Origin of the sequence: Litchfieldia stipae, from assembly GCF_014837155.1 — a bacterium.
GTDB lineage: Bacteria > Bacillota > Bacilli > Bacillales > Bacillaceae_L > Litchfieldia.
In genome coordinates this window covers 1-22,452 of the sequence record NZ_JACYHA010000011.1, presented here as the reverse complement: position 1 = coordinate 22,452, position 22,452 = coordinate 1, and the positions used below count along the sequence as shown (strand labels likewise).

At 37.7% G+C, this 22,452-nt stretch carries 22 protein-coding genes and 1 pseudogene; 9 read left to right on the top strand and 14 right to left on the bottom strand.

The features are described 5' to 3' along the window. The gene (locus F7888_RS13495; protein WP_019155145.1) at positions 1–147 is read left to right on the top strand and encodes a hypothetical protein; all 147 of its coding nucleotides are present in this window, start codon (positions 1–3) and stop codon (positions 145–147) included. Then, positions 138–2,570: a choice-of-anchor A family protein gene (locus F7888_RS13490; protein ID WP_019155146.1), complete on the top strand. Its 2,433-nt coding sequence runs from the start codon at positions 138–140 to the stop codon at positions 2,568–2,570. Before F7888_RS13495 ends, F7888_RS13490 begins: the two co-directional genes overlap by 10 nt. Here the strand turns inward: F7888_RS13490 and F7888_RS23075 are convergent. The 6 genes and pseudogenes from F7888_RS23075 to pdaA all read right to left on the bottom strand — a co-directional run. Further along, positions 2,563–2,757: pseudogene (locus F7888_RS23075) on the bottom strand (transposase); the annotation flags it as partial. The gene F7888_RS13490 and the pseudogene F7888_RS23075 overlap by 8 nt on opposite strands. 267 nt (positions 2,758–3,024) lie before the next feature. Then, entirely contained in the window at positions 3,025–3,780 is a 756-nt protein-coding gene (locus F7888_RS13480) for a DUF4825 domain-containing protein (protein WP_256464900.1), read from the bottom strand. A 746-nt stretch (positions 3,781–4,526) separates the two neighbouring features. Continuing rightward, on the bottom strand, positions 4,527–5,489 hold the full coding sequence (locus F7888_RS13475) for a tRNA dihydrouridine synthase (RefSeq protein WP_028988130.1): 963 nt from the start codon (positions 5,487–5,489) through the stop codon (positions 4,527–4,529). Positions 5,490–6,106: 617 nt separating this feature from the next. Then, positions 6,107–6,790: a helix-turn-helix domain-containing protein gene (locus F7888_RS13470; RefSeq protein ID WP_019155151.1), complete on the bottom strand. Its 684-nt coding sequence runs from the start codon at positions 6,788–6,790 to the stop codon at positions 6,107–6,109. A gap of 323 nt (positions 6,791–7,113) precedes the next feature. Continuing rightward, positions 7,114–8,541, bottom strand: coding sequence for a 23S rRNA (uracil(1939)-C(5))-methyltransferase RlmD (gene rlmD / locus F7888_RS13465; RefSeq protein ID WP_191780280.1), 1,428 nt, complete (start codon positions 8,539–8,541; stop codon positions 7,114–7,116). Between the two features lie 107 nt (positions 8,542–8,648). Further along, positions 8,649–9,431 (bottom strand): delta-lactam-biosynthetic de-N-acetylase, encoded by a 783-nt coding sequence (gene pdaA, locus F7888_RS13460; protein ID WP_191780397.1) that lies wholly within the window; start codon positions 9,429–9,431, stop codon positions 8,649–8,651. Between the two features lie 183 nt (positions 9,432–9,614). On the opposite strand from pdaA, the gene F7888_RS13455 reads away from it, so the two are divergent. Next, positions 9,615–10,400, top strand: a complete 786-nt coding sequence (locus F7888_RS13455; RefSeq protein WP_191780278.1) for a formate/nitrite transporter family protein — start codon at positions 9,615–9,617, stop codon at positions 10,398–10,400. Between the two features lie 47 nt (positions 10,401–10,447). On the opposite strand, the gene F7888_RS13450 is transcribed toward F7888_RS13455, so the two are convergent. From F7888_RS13450 to F7888_RS13430, 5 genes are all read right to left on the bottom strand, one after another. Beyond that, positions 10,448–11,983 carry a fumarate hydratase gene (locus F7888_RS13450; protein ID WP_318246287.1) on the bottom strand — a complete coding sequence of 512 codons (1,536 nt, stop codon included), beginning with the start codon at positions 11,981–11,983 and terminating at the stop codon, positions 10,448–10,450. Positions 11,984–12,337: 354 nt separating this feature from the next. Beyond that, positions 12,338–12,529 (bottom strand): SE1561 family protein, encoded by a 192-nt coding sequence (locus F7888_RS13445; RefSeq protein WP_191780277.1) that lies wholly within the window; start codon positions 12,527–12,529, stop codon positions 12,338–12,340. A gap of 88 nt (positions 12,530–12,617) precedes the next feature. Beyond that, positions 12,618–13,478, bottom strand: a complete 861-nt coding sequence (locus F7888_RS13440) for a YfkD famly protein (protein ID WP_191780276.1) — start codon at positions 13,476–13,478, stop codon at positions 12,618–12,620. 53 nt (positions 13,479–13,531) lie between these two features. After that, complete coding sequence (locus F7888_RS13435) at positions 13,532–14,170, bottom strand: YczE/YyaS/YitT family protein (RefSeq protein ID WP_191780274.1); 639 nt, start codon at positions 14,168–14,170, stop codon at positions 13,532–13,534. A 161-nt stretch (positions 14,171–14,331) separates the two neighbouring features. Continuing rightward, positions 14,332–14,721: an OsmC family protein gene (locus F7888_RS13430; RefSeq protein WP_191780272.1), complete on the bottom strand. Its 390-nt coding sequence runs from the start codon at positions 14,719–14,721 to the stop codon at positions 14,332–14,334. 178 nt (positions 14,722–14,899) lie between these two features. Here F7888_RS13430 and F7888_RS13425 point away from each other — a divergent pair, with 178 nt between their 5' ends. From F7888_RS13425 to F7888_RS13415, 3 genes are all read left to right on the top strand, one after another. Continuing rightward, positions 14,900–16,069 (top strand): MFS transporter, encoded by a 1,170-nt coding sequence (locus tag F7888_RS13425; protein WP_191780270.1) that lies wholly within the window; start codon positions 14,900–14,902, stop codon positions 16,067–16,069. A gap of 138 nt (positions 16,070–16,207) precedes the next feature. Then, positions 16,208–16,507: a hypothetical protein gene (locus tag F7888_RS13420; RefSeq protein ID WP_191780268.1), complete on the top strand. Its 300-nt coding sequence runs from the start codon at positions 16,208–16,210 to the stop codon at positions 16,505–16,507. Positions 16,508–16,788: 281 nt separating this feature from the next. Then, the gene (locus tag F7888_RS13415; RefSeq protein ID WP_191780266.1) at positions 16,789–18,729 is read left to right on the top strand and encodes a heavy metal translocating P-type ATPase; all 1,941 of its coding nucleotides are present in this window, start codon (positions 16,789–16,791) and stop codon (positions 18,727–18,729) included. 46 nt (positions 18,730–18,775) lie between these two features. Here F7888_RS13415 and F7888_RS13410 read toward each other — a convergent pair whose 3' ends face one another. From F7888_RS13410 to F7888_RS13400, 3 genes are all read right to left on the bottom strand, one after another. Further along, positions 18,776–19,615 carry a YihY/virulence factor BrkB family protein gene (locus F7888_RS13410; protein WP_191780265.1) on the bottom strand — a complete coding sequence of 280 codons (840 nt, stop codon included), beginning with the start codon at positions 19,613–19,615 and terminating at the stop codon, positions 18,776–18,778. Positions 19,616–19,627: 12 nt separating this feature from the next. After that, positions 19,628–19,972: a YtxH domain-containing protein gene (locus tag F7888_RS13405; RefSeq protein ID WP_191780259.1), complete on the bottom strand. Its 345-nt coding sequence runs from the start codon at positions 19,970–19,972 to the stop codon at positions 19,628–19,630. 245 nt (positions 19,973–20,217) lie between these two features. Continuing rightward, the gene (locus F7888_RS13400) at positions 20,218–20,688 is read right to left on the bottom strand and encodes a low molecular weight protein-tyrosine-phosphatase (RefSeq protein WP_191780255.1); all 471 of its coding nucleotides are present in this window, start codon (positions 20,686–20,688) and stop codon (positions 20,218–20,220) included. A 191-nt stretch (positions 20,689–20,879) separates the two neighbouring features. Here F7888_RS13400 and F7888_RS13395 point away from each other — a divergent pair, with 191 nt between their 5' ends. The 3 genes from F7888_RS13395 (at position 20,880) to F7888_RS13385 (ending at position 22,322) form a co-directional block, all read left to right on the top strand. Next, the gene (locus tag F7888_RS13395) at positions 20,880–21,104 is read left to right on the top strand and encodes a DUF1128 domain-containing protein (RefSeq protein WP_191780253.1); all 225 of its coding nucleotides are present in this window, start codon (positions 20,880–20,882) and stop codon (positions 21,102–21,104) included. A 79-nt stretch (positions 21,105–21,183) separates the two neighbouring features. After that, complete coding sequence (locus F7888_RS13390) at positions 21,184–21,339, top strand: hypothetical protein (RefSeq protein WP_191780250.1); 156 nt, start codon at positions 21,184–21,186, stop codon at positions 21,337–21,339. A 116-nt stretch (positions 21,340–21,455) separates the two neighbouring features. After that, positions 21,456–22,322, top strand: coding sequence for a metal-dependent hydrolase (locus F7888_RS13385; protein WP_191780249.1), 867 nt, complete (start codon positions 21,456–21,458; stop codon positions 22,320–22,322). The last annotated feature ends 130 nt before the right edge of the window (positions 22,323–22,452 follow it).

The following is a 22,452-nucleotide window of genomic DNA, read 5'->3' as shown; positions in this document are numbered from 1 at the left end:
ATGTCAACGAATTTAAACTGCATTAACACTCCTGTTAAATGGAGTAACATTCAGAAAAGGTTTCACTATAACCTCAACGATGTTCGTAATATGACGATTATTGGCTCGATTTTCGTTGAAAAGGAGGGAATGGAAAAATGGCAGTAAACCTTGGACCAATAGGCATTTACAATGTGTTTGTGATACAAGATATGAATATGAGCAATACAGATGCCGAAGGAAGAGTAGCCGTAGGAGGTAATGTTACCTTGCAAAACTACGGAATAGGCGCTTCCATCTCACCATTACCACCCTTTGGAACGGATGCCTCTTTTGTAATTGGCGGTAATGTAAATGTTACAAGTGGTTCGAATTTTAGTGGCAATACTATCAGAAGAGCATCTAGTTCAGTAATCAATTATACTATGGGAAACCCAAACGGTACTTTTGTAACTGGGAATCCAATCAATTTTACAGAGAAAGCAACTTATTTAAAATGCGCAAGTACCTTTTGGGGCAATCTGACGGCAACTGGTACTGCAAGTGTAAGCTTTGGGGGATTAACTCTAACCGGTACCGAGCCAGATTTGAATATATTTGAAATAAATGCAAATGATGTAGCAGGGTCAGGATTGTCACTGAATCAGTTGAATGGCATCAATATTGTAGCTCCACTAAGTTCTACAGTTTTAATCAATGTCATAGGAACAAACATTGCATTTGGTAGTTACCAAATTTTTAGAAATGGAGTAACCGCAACTCGAAGCGATGCACGATTAATCCTTTGGAATTTTCCTCAAGCAGCAACATGGACTAATAGTACGACCGCAATATATGGCTCGGTATTGGCCCCATTTGCAGATGCAACTACCGTATCTAGCCAAATTAATGGCAATATTATTTTTAACTCTCTTACGGGAACTTCCGAAAGTCATAATGAATTGTTTGAAGGAACTCTGCCTGATCCGCAGTCATGCTTAACTGAAATCGCTTCCATCTCGATAGAAAAAGAGGTTTCGCCTGATAATGGTGTAACATGGTTCTCGGCAGATACTGCCCCAGGACCGGATGTGCCTTCTAACACAAATCCGCGTTTTCGTTTCACTGTTACAAATAATGGAACTGCTACACTAACCAATGTTATAGTTACGGACGATGTTTACGGTTTAATTGGAACAATAGCTACACTGGAGAAGTCCGCTTCGGACCAATTCATTTTCGATGGAACATGGGTACTTGGTCAAAACGTGAATACCGCGACGGCAACTGGTGAATATGACGGCAATACCTTCTCTGACACCAATTCGACATATTGGGTAGGTGTGGAAGCGGCACTTCCGGCGATTACCGTGAAAAAGGAAGTATCGCCAGACAATGGGGTTACATGGTTCGATGCAAACAAGCTTCCAGGCCCGAATGTAGTTTTTCCCAACAATCCGCAGTTTCGATTTACAGTTACAAACACAGGAAATGTTACGTTGACCAATGTTACCGTGACGGATAATGTTTATTTAACGGTTATCGGTCCAACGGATTTGAACCCCGGCGAATCGGAAACAGTAACAATTAACGGCACATGGGCACTTGGCCAGCAGTCCAATATTGCGACGGCAACATGTGATCAGGGGGTTACCCATGAGAACACGGCATTTTGGTTTGGGGTTGAAGCGGCCGCACCGTCCATTGAAGTAGACAAATACGTTTCACCAGATAATGGGGTCACATGGTTTGAAGCAAATGCTCCTGTAGGCCCACCTGTACCACAAGGCACAGATCCACAATTTCAATTCACAGTTGTTAATACGGGCAATATCACGTTGACCAATGTTATAGTAAATGACAATGTTTATGGCTTAGTGCTTGGACCAATCGCAAGTTTAGCCCCCGGTGAATCATCATCCACAATAGTTGTTGGTACATGGGCACTTGGGAATCAAATGAATATTGCAACAGCAACATCTGACGAAGGAGTATCCGATGCTGATGTCGCATATTGGTTCGGCGAAGAAGCTCCACAGCCAGAAATTAATATAATAAAAGAGGTATCTAACGATAACGGGATTACCTGGTATGACGCGGATACACCTCCAGGATTAAATGTTGCCATAGGGACCAATCCTTTGTTTAGAGTTACAGTTACTAATGTGGGAGACGTAACCTTAACCAATGTCCAAGTAACGGACGATATATACGGTTTTGTTGGGACCATGCCCGTTCTGCCACCGGGAGATTCAGCTAGTTGGATTATTGTCGGTACCTGGGTGCTTGGACAAAACGTGAATGCCGCAACGGTAACTGGTGAATATGACGGCAATACTCTCTCTGACACCAATTCGACATATTGGTTTGGCGTCATCCCTTCCATCACCATTGAGAAATATGTTTCGGTAGATAATGGAGCAACATGGCAGGAAGCCGATACGTCTCCAGGACCGTTGCTTCCAGACGGAGTAACACCGCAATTTAAATTCATCGTAACAAATACTGGTGATGTGACGCTTACCAATATTGAAGTAACCGACAGCGTATTCGGCGTTATTGGAACCCTCCCATCACTTGATCCCGGTGATTCCAACGAATGGATTATTTAACTGATTCAAAATACAATGAAATATGCTTCTTAGATAACAGAGAGCAATGTTTTTCTATACGTTTTCGGGGTTTTGGCATACTTGGATAGTAACTGCCTTTGTGAGGTTTTCGAATCTTCAAATCTAGTGTACCTAGCCATGTGTCCAATTCATGATGATAACCATTTCTTTGCGTGGCGCGTTCCGGACTTCGTTTGTATCAACCTGGGACGCTGCCACAACTTCCAATAATGAATTAACAAGAACATTCATAACCTCTCTCAAAAATCAAGATGACCGTCAGATACACTCCTGCGCAAAAGATTTAAAAATGAAATTCTATTTATAAAAGCTCGGCGCGATTTTACATCACTACTATAAGAGTGGACTATAAAATCCAAGTGTAGATGTCTTGATTCGAATTTTGCAACATTATAATAGCAAGATTTTCTTCCACAAGTTGTGCTATATCATTTTAATCTCTATATTTTCCATTATAAGATGTACCCTTAATCAGCTTACTAAATTCTTCTTCGCTTATGGCAAAATCACGCACATCTTTTCCATATTGATCATTTGCCCATTCTCGTGTGTACTGCATATTATAGGAGGTTAGCCCGTCATTTAGGTTAAAATTGATATATTCTACGTTTCCAATCAAGGCAAACATAATGATAGCATTAACTTCAAACTGTTGTTGATTTGCTTCATCACTATAAAAATTTCTAGTCTCTGTATCCGTTTGTAAATTTACAGTTATTGCAAAAGGCTCACTATCAGTAGAAAGCTCAAAGTAATCGTAATCGATGTTTTTAGGGAACGTTAATAAAAAGATGATACCTCCAACTTTTGAGTTATTGCCTACATACTCGGTTTTATTTTTTAAAAACTGAGAAACAAGAGGGTCATCACCTGATTTAGTTGTAATTAAATTGGTAACTAGAGCAACCACAAGTACTACAATTGCAACTAAAGTAACAGCAATCACCCAAAATTTTGGCTTTCTATAATTTAACACGTTTTTAATCCTCCCCTTTACATTTCCCTTGTCAAAAGCTAGAGAAGTTCCTCTTAAAATACGCTTTCCGATAGCAAGCAACAGCAATGGATTAACATAAGTTTTTTGTGTTTTCATGCATACTTTTAATACGCTTTCATCACAGAAAAGTTCCATATCCTTACTCATTAAAAAAAATGAAAGCCATACAAGAGAATTAAGCCAATGTAATATTAAGAAGGCTAATATCTTAAAGTAACTATTACATCTACCCCTATAGCAATAGTATCAATTTCTAATAGCTTTTCATAGAGATTATGGCAAATGTCAGATTGGTAAGCACTATAATCGGCTTTATCCCAAGCTATTACAAGGTATCGTTTTATTCTTTGAACGTTAAAATCATTATTTAGTGACATGCAAATAAAATTTGAAGCAACTCATCTGTTGCTCCATTAACCTGTGATAATCTATTTTAATAAGATGAATTGTTTCTCAATTAAAATGTACAAAATTCCGGCTTAGACTCATAAGCTATAAAGTACATTGAAACAGTTTGCATTAAAGTGAATTATTTACTTTGCATGCGCCTTATCTAAGTTATCGTAATCACCATTTCTACGAAAAGCTAAGTTATGTTAAAACCACAGAATACAAACAAACCAATAAATTAATATTCTTTAAATATGAAAAAATTTAATTGCAGCTAGGACAAAACCCTCCTTTAAAACATTAAAAAAGCCAGTGAGGTTTTACTCGTCGTAAAATTTCACTGGCTTTTCATTTTTCAAAATAAAATAAAGATTATTTCTGATAAAATGAATTTTTCTACCTAATCATATGGAATGAAGGATTCTTAACATGAATCAATTAACTTTACCTTTTCGATTTAATAGTAAAATTATAAATACACATGAGTTGATAGGATTCATTTTCCCTCTAATTTTTATGCATTACCTCATTCTACTGTCCCTGTCCTGTCAACACTTTTTTTCAAAATGATCAAGTAATTGACGTACTTCATCCGTTGACTTTGTGTTCATCAATTGATTTCTTAACATGCTTGCTCCAGGAAATCCTTTGACATATATTTTGAAAAAACGATGGAGCCCAGTAATTGGACGTGGCAGTTTTTCTAAATAGTAGTCATAAAGATCAAGATGATATCTTAGAAGATTGAGATACTCCATACTACTATGCTCTTTCGGCTCTTTTTCAAAGGCAAATGGGTTTTTAAAAATTCCGCGCCCAATCATAACCCCATCCACACCATATTGACGAACAAGTTTCAGTCCTGTTTCACGATCAGGAATGTCCCCGTTGATGGTTAGTAGCGTATTCGGTGCCACACGATCACGTAATTTCTTGATTTCTGGAATCAGCTCCCAGTGTGCCTCTACTTTGCTCATTTCCTTTCTTGTACGTAAATGAATAGAAAGATTTGCGATATCCTGTTTTAAAATATGCGTTAGCCACTCCTCCCATTCATTTACATCCGAATAGCCAAGTCGTGTTTTCACACTGACAGGCAGTCCACCCGCTTTTGCTGCTTCAATAAGTTCTGCTGCGACTTCTGGACGCAGAATAAGTCCACTACCTTTCCCTCTCGATACCACATTCGGTACAGGGCAGCCCATATTAATATCAAGGCCTTTAAATCCTAGCTCTTTCATCCCAATACTCATTTGTCGGAAATATTCGGGCTTATCTCCCCAAATATGTGCCACCATTGGCTGTTCATCTTCTGTAAACAACAAACGACCCCGAACACTGTTCTTTCCCTCAGGATGACAATAGCTATCCGAGTTTGTAAACTCTGTAAAAAATACATCCGGTCGACCTGCTTTACTTACTACATGGCGAAAAACAACATCCGTCACATCTTCCATTGGCGCAAGTATAAAAAATGGTCGTGGTAAATCACGCCAAAAATTATCAATCATTGCAAACTCAAATCCTCTCATTACTGATACAACTTTAAACTATCTGTCAGTCAAAAATATAAAGTGAAACTTTTAATCACTGGGGTTTCTTCATCCTCCACCGAACTAGAGAAACTCAGGTTAAAGGCGCCATGTCCTATGACACCTGAAGAACCAACATCTTATTAGCCTGAACCAATTGGGTTTTTATGGGCAATTGATTCCTTTCCTAACTTCTTTGCTTTCGCTAAATTTTGAGGTAGAAGCATTACAACCCATTAATGCGGGATAAAACCGCTTTTTTTACACTAACATCATGTTTCCTAACTTACTATCATACACTAGTATATTTGAATATGGATCATTTATGAAAATCGCCATGTATATTTTAACGAAAATCAGTCCTGAATGGTATTTTCACAAACGAAAAAGCAGATAGTATAGACTTTTTACGATATCAACTGCTTTTATGTATATGATATTTGAAGTATCAATTCGTGTGTATTTTACTTTAATTTTTCTTTATATTAAAGTCTCCCATACAAAAATCGAAGCATAAAAAGGCTCCTCGCCGCCATAATGGTAGTTGAGGAGCCTTGGTTTGTCTAATACAAACTGGGATTTATCTTTTTTTGAACTTATTTTACAATTTCAATTCGTTCATACTCCGTTCCGGGATTTTTCTGAACAGCTTTAAAAAATAAAGTCTTATGAACAATTTCATCTGGATTCAGTGAACTGTATGATTTCTCATAACTAAATCTGGGCACCTGGTTGAATTGAGTGACTGCAAGATAATCTGAAATAGTAAAAATTGCAAATAATAGAATGGCACATCCGACAACACTCAATATACGTAAGCTTCTCTTTACGAATACAGATTTAATCATGAAGTAAGCTCCAATTATTAAAATGATACTTCCGATAATTGAATAAATACTTCCCCAGCTGCTATCATTGGGGAATATCGCTAAGGCCGAAATAATGATGAATATACCGAATAATGACATCAGATAACTAATCACTTTTTGTTTTCCGTACTTTATCTCGTTTTGTCCATATTCTGCCATTTTAATAGCAGTATCTCTTGTCTCTTGATTCATATTCTCGCTTTTCCTTTCTCCATTGACAATCTCAGGAATACTAACATCATAAAAATCTGCTATCTCGATGAGCAGACCTATATCTGGCATATTCCTGCCGGTCTCCCATCTTGATACTGTTCTGCCAGAGACATTCAGCTTTTCAGCCAATTGCTCCTGCGTCAAATCTTTTTCTTTTCGAAGCTCTTTTAGGAACACTCCGATTTTGATTTGATCCATATGGATGACCTCCTTTTCTCTGCCAGATTACTACCAGCAGGCATTTTTTAACACGACACAAAGCGAGAAATGCCCTGTTAATGCCTATAGACAACCTTGTCTAATTGCTATATTTCTCTATTTTCTGCTCAGACATCTAAATCACAGCCCGAGCTCGATGTTATCCAAATCACTAACTCAATCCTAACGCAAAAACATCCCAATCGGCTACTCAAACCCTCCGAAGAAAAGTGTAGATAAGTTTTCTTAGAGTGATAGTTCGATTCTCACGTTCAAAGCAAGCCTCCTCCTGCGGCGCTTACGCTCAGACTTCCGAAAAGTCTTTACTTCAGGCAATTTTTGTTGGTCATCCCTTTTACCCTTGACATCAAGGCAACGCACTCCACATGCGCGGTATGTGGAAACATATCCACAGGCTGAACATATTCAACCTTATATTGACTAGACAGTACTTTCAAGTCTTTTGCGAGTGTCGATGGATTGCATGAGACGTAGATGAATTTTCTGGGTTTTACTTTTAAGACTGTTTCTAGTAGCTTTTGATCACAACCTGTTCTTGGTGGATCGACGACGATGATGTCTGGTTTCCACCCTTCTTTTACCCATTTAGGCAGCCACGTTTCCGCTCTTCCTGTGACATAGGTTGCGTTCTTGATATGATGTCGTTTTGCATTTTTCTTTGCATCTTCAATTGACTCGGCAATGGTATCCATCCCTCTTAATTCTGCTGCCCCTTGAGCAAGCCAAAGGCCAATCGTTCCTACTCCACAATAAGCGTCCACAATTTTTTCTTTTCCTGTTAATTGCGCTGCTTCTTTGACTTCATCATATAACTTAACGGTTTGATATGGATTCAGCTGGAAGAAAGCTCTTGCTGACAGTTCAAATGAAAGGTCTCCAAGAGTCTCTTGAATGACTTCTTTCCCGTGAATGTGCTTTGTTTCATCTCCAAAGATTAATGAGGTTTTATGGCCATTAATGTTTTGGACAATTGATTTCACTTCTGGTAATCTTCGAGTAATTTCCTCGATGATGACTTGCTTGCGCGGTAGTTCTTTCCCCGAGGTAATTAGAACAACCTGAACCTCACCTGTTTGGACACCTACACGAGTAACGATTGTTCTTACCAGACCTTTTCGCGTTCTTTCATTATAAATAGAAATACTTAAGTCTTGTAATATTTTCTTAACAACCTGGGTCACTTTGTTCGTTGATTCATGCTGAACCATGCAGTCAGCGATATCAATGAGTGAATGTGATCCAATCCCGTATAAGCCCGCAATGACCTTCTGCTTCTGCAATCCAACCTGAAATTGACTCTTGTTTCGATAGTTCCAAGGGTTCTCCATCCCGATCGTTTCTTTGATATGTAAACTTTCGACTGATGATTTCATATATTTTTCAAACGCTTGGACGACGATATCTCGTTTTTCCTTGAGCTGTTGGGAGTAATCTAAATGCTGTAACTGGCAACCTCCACATTGCTCATAGATTGGACACGGTGGCATGACACGATGGGATGATTTTTTGCGGATTTTCTTGATTTTTCCCTCCGCGAATTTCGGATGAATTTTTGTGGCTTCTACCACTACTTCTTCTCCTGGAAGTGCTCCCGGAACAAAGACGACTTGTTTTTTGAAATATCCTACACCTTCTCCATTAATGCCTAGACGTTTTATAGTAAGAGGAAAGGTTTGTCCCTCATTTAATTTAACTGATGTGTTCTTTTGATCTTTCACTTGACGATTCATTCATACAGCTCCATTTTTAATTTGACCTACTTGATGCTACTAGTATAACAAAAAAATCCCGTTCAGATACGAAAACACCCTTAGGACAGTCCTAAAGGTGCTACCTACTAATCAATATTAAAAATCAAAGGCTCGTCCATCCTCATTTTGCTTGCCATTAAGTGGTCCAAGCTATGAAATGTGTAGCCTTGTTCATGCAAGTCATCAATTGCTTTTTCGAGTGCTTCTGCATTGTCCTTTGAAACAGTATGAAGTAAAAGAATCGCTCCAGGATGAACCTGCTTCATAATATTATTATAGGAATACTCCCATCCTCTTTGCTTATCCACATGCCAGTCAACAAAAGCCAGTGACCAAAACACCGTTTGATAACCGAGCTCCTTCGTTAAAGCGAGGGTTCTTTCACTAAATACACCTCTTGGTGGTCGTAAGTAAGCAACTTTTTTCTGTCCTGTTAATCGCTCAGTTTCATCTCTAACAGAATTAAGCTCTTTTCTTAAACGCTCATCACTGACCTTTGTTAAATCAGGGTGATGCCATGAATGATTACCAACTATATGGCCTTCAGCTGCCATTCTTTTCACAAGATCTGCCTGGTCTTTTAAATAATGACCCGTCACGAAAAAAGTAGCTGGGACTTTCTTCTTCTTTAACACATCTAATATTTGACCCGTGTAGCCATTTTCATATCCATTATCAAATGTAAGATAGATTTCCTTTTTCGAGGTATCACCGAGATAATAAGTTCCATAGTTCTCAAGCAGTGTATTCAGCTCTTCACCTGCATTTGGTGGTTCATGATTTTGGCTTTTTTTGAATCCCCAATGAATCGGTTGATTGGAGTAGCTTGCTTGTGCATTTGTTTGAATGGAAAAGACAATTCCAATCATCGTAAGTATACAAACGATCTTTCTCACCAAAAGACCCTCCCTAAATTACAACATCTGATTTTGTTAGTTTTTGCAAAAATAGGCAATTCATTCAGGGAAGAGTTTTCCAACTCCTCTTTGTATTTACATAATCTTCTATTAAAATGGAGAAAGTAAGAGAAATGAAATTCAAGGGAGAATATCATGGAAATCAAACCATTACAAGGTGTCGAAGAACTCGCGTTAAAAAAACAAAAAATCTTTTTGAACAGCCCATTACGTTATCTTTCTAGATCAATGCTTGCTAGTATGTTTATAGGTTTTGGAGTCATTGTTGCCTTTAAAACAGGGAATTTCTTCTATCTAGAGCATTCTCCGTTCACCTATCCAATGGCTGCACTTACGTTCGGGGCAGCAATCATTCTAATTGCTTATGGAGGCGGAGATTTATTTACTGGTAATACATTTTATTTCTCCTATGCTGCACTAAGAAAAAAAATGTCATGGGCAATTGTATGGAAGCTTTGGACTTATAGTTATATTGGCAATATACTTGGTGCCATTGTGTTTGCCTTTCTCATTTACACAACAGGTCTCTTTAATGATGCATCTGTGAATGGATTTTTATTAGGAGTTGTTGAAAAAAAGGTTACCGATCCAGTAATGGCGTTATTTTTCAGAGGCATTCTTTGTAATTGGCTTGTTTGTTTAGCGTTTTTTGTACCGATGAATTTTGATCATGATGGACCAAAATTATTTACAATGATGTTATTTGTTTTTTGTTTCTTTATTTCTGGATATGAACATAGTATTGCCAATATGTGTACGTTCGCTATAGCTTTAGTATTAGACCACCCTGAGAGCATTTCCTTTTACGGGGTAATCAGAAATTTAATTCCTGTGACGATAGGAAACTTAATTGGTGGAGCCGTCTTAATGGGCTTCATGTATCACTATGTAAATAAACCATTTTTAGATGAGAAACATTAATGCAGACAAAAAGAGCTTGGAACATCAATCCAAGCTCTTTCGTATATTTATTTAAAAACAGGTTCTTTGAAGTTTGATAATTTTTCAAGTGATGACTTATCAACATCTTCATGAAGACTGTTTCCATGAGAGTCCATTGTCACTACGGCTGTAAAGCCTTCTACTTGTAAATGCCACATCGCTTCAGGAATTCCAAATTGCATAAGGTCTACACCGTAGACACCTTTAATACAATCGGCATAATACTGGGCTGCTCCACCAATTGCATTCAAGTACACACCACCATGTTCTTTTAAGGCAGCAAGAGTTTTCGGCCCCATCCCACCTTTTCCAATAACAGCTCTGATTCCAAATTTCTTCATAATGTCGCCTTGATATGGCTCCTCACGAATACTTGTCGTTGGTCCAGCTGCTTTCACATGCCAATTTCCTTGGTCATCCTTGAGCATAACTGGTCCACAATGATAGATAATATGGCCATCCAGATCAACTGGAGCATCATTGTCACTTAAATACTTATGGATGGCATCTCGTCCTGTATACATTCGACCAGTAATTCGAACAACATCTCCCACCTTTAATTGGCGAATTTGTTCCTCTGTAATTGGTGCTTGTAACTCTACTAAATTAGCATCCTCTTTATTTGTTTCAGCCTTAGTTTCCTTAGAAAAATCAATCTCGTCTCCCTCTTGATACAGCCAATCATTGATATCACCCGTTTGCTGATCAATTGTGATTCCAAGACGACGGAAAGCCCAACAGTTATACGCAACTGAAACGAAGAAGCTTGCTGGAATGCGGTTCATCACTCCTACTTTACAGCCAAGTAAAGTTGTTTCTCCACCAAATCCCATTGTCCCAATCCCTAGCTTATTTGCATTTTCCATGACATAGTCTTCGAGCTTTTTAAGCTCTTCATGACTATTCTCATCTTCTACACTTCGGAACAATTGATCCTTCGCAAGCTCATATCCTGACGTACGATCACCACCAATTCCGACCCCAATGAAGCCAGCACTACAGCCTTGTCCTTGTGCTTGGTATACAGAATGCATGACACATTTTCGGATACCATCTAAGTCACGACCCGCTCGTCCAAGTCCATCCAACTCACATGGTAGACTGTATTGAATGTTCTTATTTTCACATCCGCCACCCTTAAGAATAAGGCGAGCATCTATGTAATCTTTTTCCCACTGCTCAAACTTAATAACTGGCGTACCGTACCCTAAATTATCCCCACTGTTTTCCCCAGTAAGTGAGTCTACTGAATTCGGGCGAAGTTTCCCATCCTTTGTCGCTTGAGCGATTGCTTGGTAAATGGCTTCTTTTATTTTTAATTGGTTCACACCCACAGGGGTCTTAATTTTAAATGTTGGCAGTCCGGTATCCTGGCATATTGGTGAGATATTATCGTCAGCCATTTTAATATTATTAGTGATCGTATCCAATGACATCGCTGAACGTGTCCCTGCGTTCTCTAGCTCTTTGGCTCTAGCAATCGCACGTCTTACATCCTTAGGAAGTCTTGTTGAGGTTTCAACAATTAACTTGTACATACTTTCCTGAAGCTTTTCCATCATTAATCCCCTCTCCCTTATCCCCTTTACAAAAGATATATTCAATTTCTTTTAAGTAATTCCCCATTTAAAAAGTGCAACTTTTCTGACCAATTCTCTCATTACCAATTATAACTTCTAAACGGAGAATGTGAAAGACATATGCAAGCGATTACACCTTTTTCTAAAAAATCACTTCCTCTGGTGAAACGAGTTAATATTCTAGCAGTCTGAATACACGAAGACTCCCGTGGGATTAGCGACGAGGAGGCTCACCGGTTACCCCACAGGACGCGGAGTGTATTCAGGCTGCGGTATTCAAAGCAACAATATATACGAAAACAGCCAAAAAGAAAAACCACTCATCCAATGAGTGGCTTATTCCTTATCCCAATCTGTCTTAAATTGATCATATTTAAACTCTAAATCATCCAGCATTTTGATTAGACGATCGATATCCTCTAACTCAGTGTTTTCTGGATCAAGAGAATCAATTACCTCTATAAACATATTGAGTCGATTTTTCAAATAATCTATTTGTGAATCCTTATCGTGCACAGCGTTACCCAAAATGACATCTCTCCTTTCCGTACTATCGTATTTGATTTCACGAAAAATGACAAATCAAAGGAGTCAATAGTCGGATGAGTTTCTATTTTTATCTTGGTACTTCAGAAGCAAGGAATCCAAATGAGGTGTGGTCCTGTACAGGAATCCAAGCACCAATTCCTTGGTGTGTGACATTTTTAATGACAAGACTTTTCTTACTCCCCTTTAAAACTAAGTATACCTCGCCATACGTTACCTTTCCTTTTTCATTAACCGCAGGTGCGTATGCATATAAATAACCTAATCTTTTTGGAGGAATATTATAGACCTGATCTTTCTTCGTTCCGGCTCCAATAATCGTCTCAAATGATAATGGAAGCTTCGTTTTATTTGCAGCCGTGATTAACATCATTTTCTTCACTTCATCTGCACTATCGATTTTTGCTGTTAATCCACCCTCTACTTGCTTTTGGGCTTCTTGACGATAATGAATTTGATGTGGAGCTTTTCCACCACGGTTATCAAAATAGTTCGTATTTACCTTTTGGAACTCCCAATTGATATTCGTTTCAGATGACTCATAATTCAACGCCCACTGTCCCAAATAAATTGTTGCACGGTATCCAATTGCTAATGGAGTGGTTGAAATCGTTGATTCATTTAGAATCTTAATGAGATCTGGGTTTTCAATTTTCACCTCTGCAGTGTCAATTAATTCCTTTGCAAGATCACTTGGTTGTAAATACGGTAAATCCTGTGTTGGATTTGGATACGTATTTTCTTTAGAGATATCCAAAACCGAATTAGGGATTTTATATTTCTCACTTTTTTCTTCAGTCGGTTTTTGCTCTTTTTCAGTGACCTCTTTCTTTTCTTCCTTCGGTTTGTCTTTCGGTTTATCGGCAAAAACATTTATTGAACTACTAAGTAATAAAACGATAACAGCAATGCAATGAAATAGAGATTTCATGAAAATGACTCCTTTCAGTTCTTTGCTGTTAGTTTTTTCGAAGAAATGCTATATTATCCATTCTTTTTTTTAAATTGATGATTTTCGTTTAACACATTCATCCATTTTTCAAAAGTAGGGAAAAAAACTTGAATAAGTGGCCCAATTGAAAATGTAATAATAATTGTCCCAATCCCAATCGGACCTTTAAATATGAAGGCTAGGACTAATGCTGTGAGCTCACCCATTGTTTTAGCAATCATTAGATTTACCTTTAATCGTTTACTAATAGCGACCATCAATTGATCAATTGGGGATAAGGGAAACTTAGCCTGTAAGTAGAAGGCAATTCCTAATGCTAACGTAACAATCCCGCTAACCAATATAAGGATTTGACGACCAAATGTTATTGGAGTCCAATCCCCAAACACAATGAGGAGCCAAAAATCAATAAAAAAGCCAATTAACGTTATGGTAACTATTGCTAAGTAAGCTGGCCTTGCTTTTAACAGAAATGCATTAATAAATATGAGTAAGATCCCGATAATGATTGTCCAATTTCCGACCGTTAATCCAATCATATTTGACAAACCAACATTTAACGCATCCCAGGGTCCCGCCCCGAGGTTCGCTATGATTGTTAAACTAACTCCTAATGAAATAATAAATAATCCAATGGTAAAGAAGATGGTTCTCCAAAGAAAGTGCTTCATATAATTTCATTTCCCCTAACTTATGCCTCGCAAGATTTGTCCTTCTCTATATGTAGTATTCAATTTTCACCCTATTACAATGTATCAATTCCTCTACTTTGTTCTACTCTATATGTAGAAAAAGCGTTAGGAATTTTCACACTCCCTAACGCTTTTGCAGATTATTCAGCTACTACAAGCTCAAACGTTTCTTCAATCTCAATGCTGCCCTTCACTGATTGTGTCATTGGACAATTCTTGCTAGCAAGCTCGATCGATTGGGCTATTTTCTTTTCATTTAGGTCTTTCCCTGTAATTATGTAATGAATAGAGATCTTCTCAATTCGATTTGCTTCACTTTCGTTTCGTTCAACTGACGATTTGATTGTCATATTGTCAATATTGATTCTTTTCTTTTCTAGAATTTTTCGTAACACTCCACCACTACAAACAACAATTGAAGAAACCATCAGTTGAAATGGTCTAAACCCATGCTGTTCGTCTCCAGCAACATGTAATTCTCCATATTCAAATTGAGTCGTAAAGCCGACTTCTTTCATTTTAAATTCCATATTTATTTTCCTCCATAGCTTAGTCATTTATATCTATTTTATAGGATTGCATATGAAATACAAATATATTATCCTTTTTGATTTACACAACATCCGACAAAACTCGGGTAGTGACAGGCACCACCCGAGTTTTGTATGATGGAAGATGGAAATGAATTTACTCACATTGGGGATACATATGAAAAATACAACTTATCGTTTTTGGGTTTTAGTAAGTATTGTTGCGATTTCTGGTTTTTCTCAGGGAATGCTCTTACCATTAATTGCTGTTCTGCTTGAAAATAGTGGTGTTTCATCTTTTTTAAATGGGTTGAATGCGACTGCATTATATATTGGAATTTTGCTAGCATCACCTTTTATGGAGCAGCCGCTTAGACGATTTGGGTATAAGCCTGTGATTGTCATTGGGGGATTAATCGTTGTTCTAGCACTCGCACTTTTTCCGCTATGGAAATCCTTTTGGTTTTGGTTTGTTCTAAGACTCTTGATTGGTATTGGGGATCATGCCCTTCACTTCGGTACGCAAACCTGGATCACTGACTTTTCTCCTGCGAATAAGCGTGGTCGAAACATTTCCTTATATGGATTATTTTTCGGGATTGGATTTGCGGTGGGACCTCTTATGACTCCACTTGTCAATATCCATGAATCACTCCCATTTATTCTATCGTCTGTCTTATGCTTGATTGGTTGGTTATTTTTATTTGCGCTTAAAAATGAATATCCAGAGCAAGAGGTTGAGATGACGTCATTCTTTGATACATTGAAACGATTTAAACATGCGTGGAAGTATGGCTGGGTTGCCTTTTTACCACCTCTAGCCTATGGCTTTTTGGAGTCCTCCTTAAATGGAAGCTTCCCTGTGTATGCTTTAAGGATTGGTCATGATATCAATGTTGTTTCCATTCTATTAGCCTCTTTTGCCATTGGTGGAATTGTCTTTCAGCTACCTCTTGGGATATTAAGTGATAAATTGGGACGGAGGAAGATCCTCATTTCGATTTTATTTTTAGGCTTTATCAGCTTTACTACTGCAAGCTTATTGGAGGATTCGATAGCTGGGCTTGTCTTATGCTTATTTATTTCTGGAATGTTTGTTGGCTCCACCTTTTCTCTTGGAATTTCTTATATGGCAGATTTAATGCCAAAGAATTTGCTACCAACAGGGAATCTGATGTGCGGAATCTTCTTCAGTTTAGGCAGCTTGGTGGGTCCTTCTATTGGAGGTTTGTTCATTGAGTTTCTAGAAGGAATAAGCTTCTTTATGATTATAAGTTCATTGTTTTTGGGGTTATGTCTTGTGATTCTGTTTAATGGTCGGAAGTCAGTAGTTGATGTTAAAAGTTAGATTGAGTGAGGTCCTTCTTAGTGAAGGGCCTTTTTTTGCGGACTTACACATTGAAAAATTTGAAACTTCTACATCTAATCATTCGTATTAATAGTAAGGATTTACACTGTTATTACCAAAGTTGTTGGAGGTTGATTGATGGTTGCAAATATTATTTTAACAGTAATCTTTATGATTCCTTTATATGCATTATTGATTTGGACATATTGTTGTCCTGAAGAAAGTATTCTATTTGGAAAGCGGTGGATGTATAACGATGAACCTGAGATTTCAAGAACAGGAATCCGCTATGCGAAATTCTCAGCATTGACTGCAATGGTTGGGTTACCTATTGTGATTATCATTCTGTTTTTAGACATCCCTCACCTTAGATTAGCCATCATTCTATTTCCTATAGCGTTTGTGATAGGGGCAATTAGAATGTTTTCAGAAGAATAATTTTAACGCGGACCATCAAGGTGGTCCTTTTAAACTCTTCTTTTCAAAAGCACATAATCCTCATTCCCCTCATATAATTAGTTCAACCTCTTCAACTACATCTAATGTCGAAAAAAAAATCTTCATTATTCCATTTAGTCATGTTATACTTAGATTATAATAATTATAAAGTAAAAGTAATTAGTGTTTGTTGCTGCTTTCTTTCATGAAGGCAGCTTTCGTTATTTAATAACCCAATTGATTGTGATTATTTTTCTCAATTAGAAATCGGAGGCGATAATATGAATTCAGGAATTAAAGCACTATCACAAGAAACTGAAGTCACCCAAAACGAACAACAACATTTTACCGTACTTGGTAAATTAAAAGAACATGCAGAATTAATTGCAGCACTAGTCTCAGGACTTTTAATTATCGCTGGTTATATTCTCTCAAAAACAAATGCCGATACATTATCAATTGTGATGTTCATTTCAGCCTTTGTCATTGGAGGATTCGCAAAAGCTAAAGAAGGTATTGAGGATACCATTGAAAGCAAAGAACTAAATGTAGAAATGCTAATGATCTTTGCTGCGATTGGTTCTGCTATCATCGGATATTGGATGGAAGGAGCAATATTGATTTTCATTTTTGCATTAAGTGGTGCTCTTGAGACGTATACGATGAATAAAAGTCATCGAGAAATCTCATCGCTAATGGAGCTTCAGCCTGAACAGGCAACTCTTATCTCAAATGGGGTCCATAAGATTGTTAAGGTAGCAAGCTTACAAATTGGTGACAATATTTTAATAAGACCAGGTGAAAGGGTCCCAGCTGATGGAAAGCTTGTAAGAGGTCAGACAAATATTGATGAATCAGCAATCTCAGGAGAATCTATCCCAGTAAGTAAAATGACTGGTGATGTCGTGTTTGCTGGTACAGTAAACATACAAGGCTCGATCACGGTTGAAGTCACGAAAGAAAGTAGTGACACTCTATTTCAAAAAATCATTCAACTTGTTCAAAATGCACAAAGTGAAAAATCACCATCTCAGCTATTTATAGAGAAATTTGAAGGTGCCTATGTCAAATGTGTCCTTGCAGCTGTTGCACTGATGATGTTTCTCCCTTATTTTTTATTAGGATGGACTTGGACAGAAACCTTCTACAGAGCAATGATTTTACTAGTTGTAGCTTCACCTTGTGCACTGGTTGCCTCAATCATGCCTGCTACACTTTCAGCCATCTCGACTGGTGCGCGTCAAGGGATTCTATTTAAGGGCGGTATTCACCTTGAACAGCTAGGAAACCTAGAAGCCATTGCTTTTGATAAAACAGGTACATTAACAAATGGAAAACCAGAAGTCACATCAATTGTAGTTCGAGAAGGAATTGATGAAGCGAAGTTTATTCAACAAGTTGCATCCATCGAACAGCATTCAACACATCCACTAGCTAAATCAATTGTTACACATGCTCAGCAGAAGCTTCAGCTAGAGCTACTACAGCCTGATGGCATCGAAGATATTCCTGGTTGGGGAGTGGTCGGTACTCTTCAGTCAAGAGAATGGAAAATTGGCAAGGCAGAATTTGTTGGACAGGAACTGGCTGATCACTTTCAAGAAGGAGTGGCGTCCTGCCTTGCAGAAGAGGGAAATACGGTTGTATTTGCTAGTGACTCAAATGGAATCATTGGATTAATTGCTTTGAAAGATACCATCCGAAAAGACACGGTTGATTCAATTAAAGCCCTGAAAAAATTAGGAATCCACACCTTGATGTTAACTGGTGACAGCCAAAGAACGGCCTCTGCCATTGCAAGAGAATGTAACATTGATGGATTCAAAGCAGAGTGCTTACCTGAACAAAAGGTAGATTATATCAAAGAATTAAAAGAGAAGTACACAAGCGTCGCTATGGTCGGCGATGGTATTAATGATGCACCAGCTTTAGCTACAGCAAATGTAGGAATCGCAATGGGTGAAGGCACAGATGTCGCATTAGAAACAGCAGATATTGTATTAATGAAAAATGACCTCACACGTATCGCTGAAGCTGTAGAACTTTCAAAACGAATGAACCGTATCATTAAACAAAATATTATCTTCTCGATCACCGTTATTATGTTACTCATCTGTTCTAATTTTCTACAAATCATTGACTTACCTTTTGGCGTAATCGGCCATGAAGGCAGCACCATCCTAGTCATCTTAAACGGACTGCGCCTCTTGAGGTCCAAATAAAAAAGAACTGCCTTGTCCCCTATTTGGAGGATAAAGCAGTTCTATTCTATTTCAGTTCCGTTCTTATCCGCTCACAATTTAAAATTGCATTGATTTCTCCACCAATAATAATTATCATCCCTGATAAATAAAACCAGATCATTAAGACGATGATTCCTCCTAACCCACCATAGGTTGCAGAGTAATTTCCAAAACTGCTCACGTAATAAGAGAAACCTAATGAAACAAACATCCAACCAAACGTAGCAAAAAATGAACCAGTGACCACTTCTTTGATTTTTAACTTACGATTTGGTGCAAATAAATACAAGCAATTAAACACAATAAATAAGATAGTAGCACTGAATATCCAACGAATGACGTTCCAAACGCCCATAAATTCATCTGATAATCCAAACGCTGTAAATAAAAATAAGCCTATCTGTCTGCCGAATACCGGTAACAACAGAGCAATGATAATGACAAACACCATCGCAATCGTTAGCACAATCGACATCCCACGAGCAATGAGAAAATGGCGACTTTCTTTCACATCATAAGCACGATTGAATGCACGTACTACTGCGTTAATTCCATTAGAAGCAGACCAAATCGTTGCAATAATCCCAAACGAAAGTAAGGTTCCATTTTGTGCACCAAGAATGGATTCCAAATTTTTCTCAATCATATCAATGGTTCCATCTGGAGCATATTCACGAACACTATTTAGGATATCAATTTCTGATATAGGTAAATAACCAATTAATGTGACACTAAAAATAAGAAATGGAAATAATGAAAGTAAAAAGAAGTAGGCTAATTCTGCGGAAAGACCAGCTACTTCATCTTCATTAAACCGTTTAAACAGTTCCTTAATAAAGCTCCAAGCTCTACTCCATTTGCCCATTCCTTCACCTCGCTATTCGTCGTTTCCCTTACCCAAGTTCGGTTTAATATCTTTGAACGCCTCCTGAGTTTCCTTAATCATACTTATCATTTCAGGAGTCGTCTCATTTAATTCATTCATTTTAGATGATAAAAAACGGAGATCATCTGATAGCTGCTCAAATGTGGTTCTCACTTCATGAATATTTTCCTTCACTGCACTTGTTACTTGCTGAGGGTGCTTAATGAGATCAACGGTCTTTTCACTTACTCGCTTTGTGTTCTCAACAAATTCTTCACGAGTTTTTCGATCAAACAAACTAATGGCCGCACCAACTAGTGCACCAATCATCATACCTTGTACCATTTTCTTAGACATCTTGCTAACCTCCAGTTATATCCTTTTATAAAGGCAGTTTTCGTATGAATTGTTGCTTTTAAAGTCGCAGCCTGAATACACTCCGCGTCCTGTGGGGTGAGCGGTGAGCCTCCTCGTCACTGGCTCCTGTGGGGTCTCACTTTAGCTCACGCATCCCACGGGAGTCTTGAGTATATTCAGTCTGCTAGAATTCTATCTTTTAAATAATGTACAGCTAAAAACAACAAACTTTGGGAAAACAACCTTTATAAATGATGGTCGTCCTTAATTGCATTTAATAATCCCTTACAACCATTTGTGACTAATTCATATACTTCATCAAAGTTCCCCGTATAATACGGATCTGGCACATCTTCTATGTCACTTTCCTCAACAAAATCTAAGAGTCTTCCGATATATCCTGTTTGTTGATAGCCAGCCATTCTTCTTAGGTTCCCAAGGTTTTCTGCATCCATTGCGATAATATAATTGAAGTTAACCACATCTTCCTTTGCAACCTGCCTTGCCTTCATCCCAGTATAGTCAATGTTATACGTCGTTAATATTTGCCTTGTTCCTTCATGTGGTGGCTTCCCAATATGCCAATTCCCAGTTCCAGCAGAGTCCACCTTGATTTTGTCTGCTAAACCAGCCTCACTCACCATATTCCTAAAAACAGCTTCAGCCATCGGCGAACGACAAATATTCCCTAAACATACGAACAACACATTAATCAAACCACACAACCCCTTTCTGAAAATGATAGAGTAAACAAAACCTATCTAATTTCATTATAAAGAAACACTCGTCAATTAGAAAATAATCAGATACCAATTTCCATCATTTTAATCAGCTTGTAATTAATAGAATGGATTAGGGCAAAAACGTGATACAATAGGAACATCGATAATAGAAGGGATGGACAAACATGGACTTAACTCAAAAATCAATAGAAAATGTAGAATACATGATTGAACAAATAAAGGAAAAATTGAAAGTACTTAACCTTGGCGCAATCAAACCATCACACTTTGACGAGGAAATGTATGAGGACCTACTTGAAATTTATGAGCTTGTCATGAAGAAAAACTCATTTAGCCCAAATGAAATGCAAGCACTTGTTGAGGAACTAGGCTCACTTCGAAAAAAATAGCCTTCCTTTTAGAGTTAATAACAAAAACCGTTATACCCCCTTTGCATAGTGCATATATGTGTATAAAAGGAGGGTTATTATGGCGGGAATGTGGCTAACGACGCTAGTCATCTTTGGTTTTCTCTTAATTGGTATTGTGTTTACAATCTTAGGTCTTGGTGCAATTACTGACACTCATGATGCTGTGAAGATTGATCCATTGCCTGATGATGACTCAACCTCTTCAAAAGAATAATCATCCATAAGAACGTCTCTAATAACTCAAATAAAAGCCAATCATTTTGGCGATTATTTGGGTTATTTTTTTCTTATCATTTTGAAATCGTTTATACTATGGTTGAGGTGAGTTTTTTGGATACAGTAACACACACATTTTTTGGCATGACCTTATACGGAGCAATTGATAAGAGCAATGATTCAAAAGCAATGAAAAAATCACTGATTGTCGCTACAATTGGTGGGAGTCAAATACCTGATATTGATGTAGTTTCAAGTTTGTGGGATACAGAAGGGCTTTATCAAATGTGGCATCGCGGGATTACCCATTCGATTCTGATGGTACCGGTATGGGCTTTGATCTTAACCATGCTGTGTGTGCTCCTATTTAAAGTAAAGGACTATAAACGACTGTTTTTCATCTCGAGTATTGCCGTATTTATACATAGTACCAGTGATTTGTTTAACGCTTGGGGCACTGGCTATTTTGAACCTCTCTCGGATACTCGTGTCACATTTGGAGTGATTCCGATTGTTGATATTGTCTATTTATTAATTATGTTTACGACAATTATTATCACTCGATTTAAGAAAGAGAATAGCTATAAAAAATTTCGTCTTGCATGGGGATTAATGGCGTTACATGTTCTCATTCAGTCATTACAGGGCTTCATTTTGTATAAGGACTATGAGAAGGATTATGATCAGGTTGCTCTTTCTGCGAGCTTTATCCCTTGGAATTATACCGTGATTGGAAAAAATGCCAATGTGATTGACATTATTGATGATACTTTATTCATTAAGCCTAAACATATTCATACTCTTCATTCTAAGGAAGACACAAATCTTGAAGTACTTTTTGAAATGAATCCTGCTGCAAAAACATTATACCAATGGTCACCATTTGTCGTTGTTGTAGATGATGATGAAAGAATTGGAATCTACGACCCAAGGTTCTATATGAATGGTGAATCGTTTTTATTTGAATATGTAGAAAAATAACAAGCCAGAGGATTTCATCTAAGTAGTTCCGATAAGGTGGAGAAAATCCAAAATCAATGGTTAAATAACATACGAATTAGCAAAACACATAACACTGTAAATTGCACACAAAAAAGCTTGAGGAAATTCA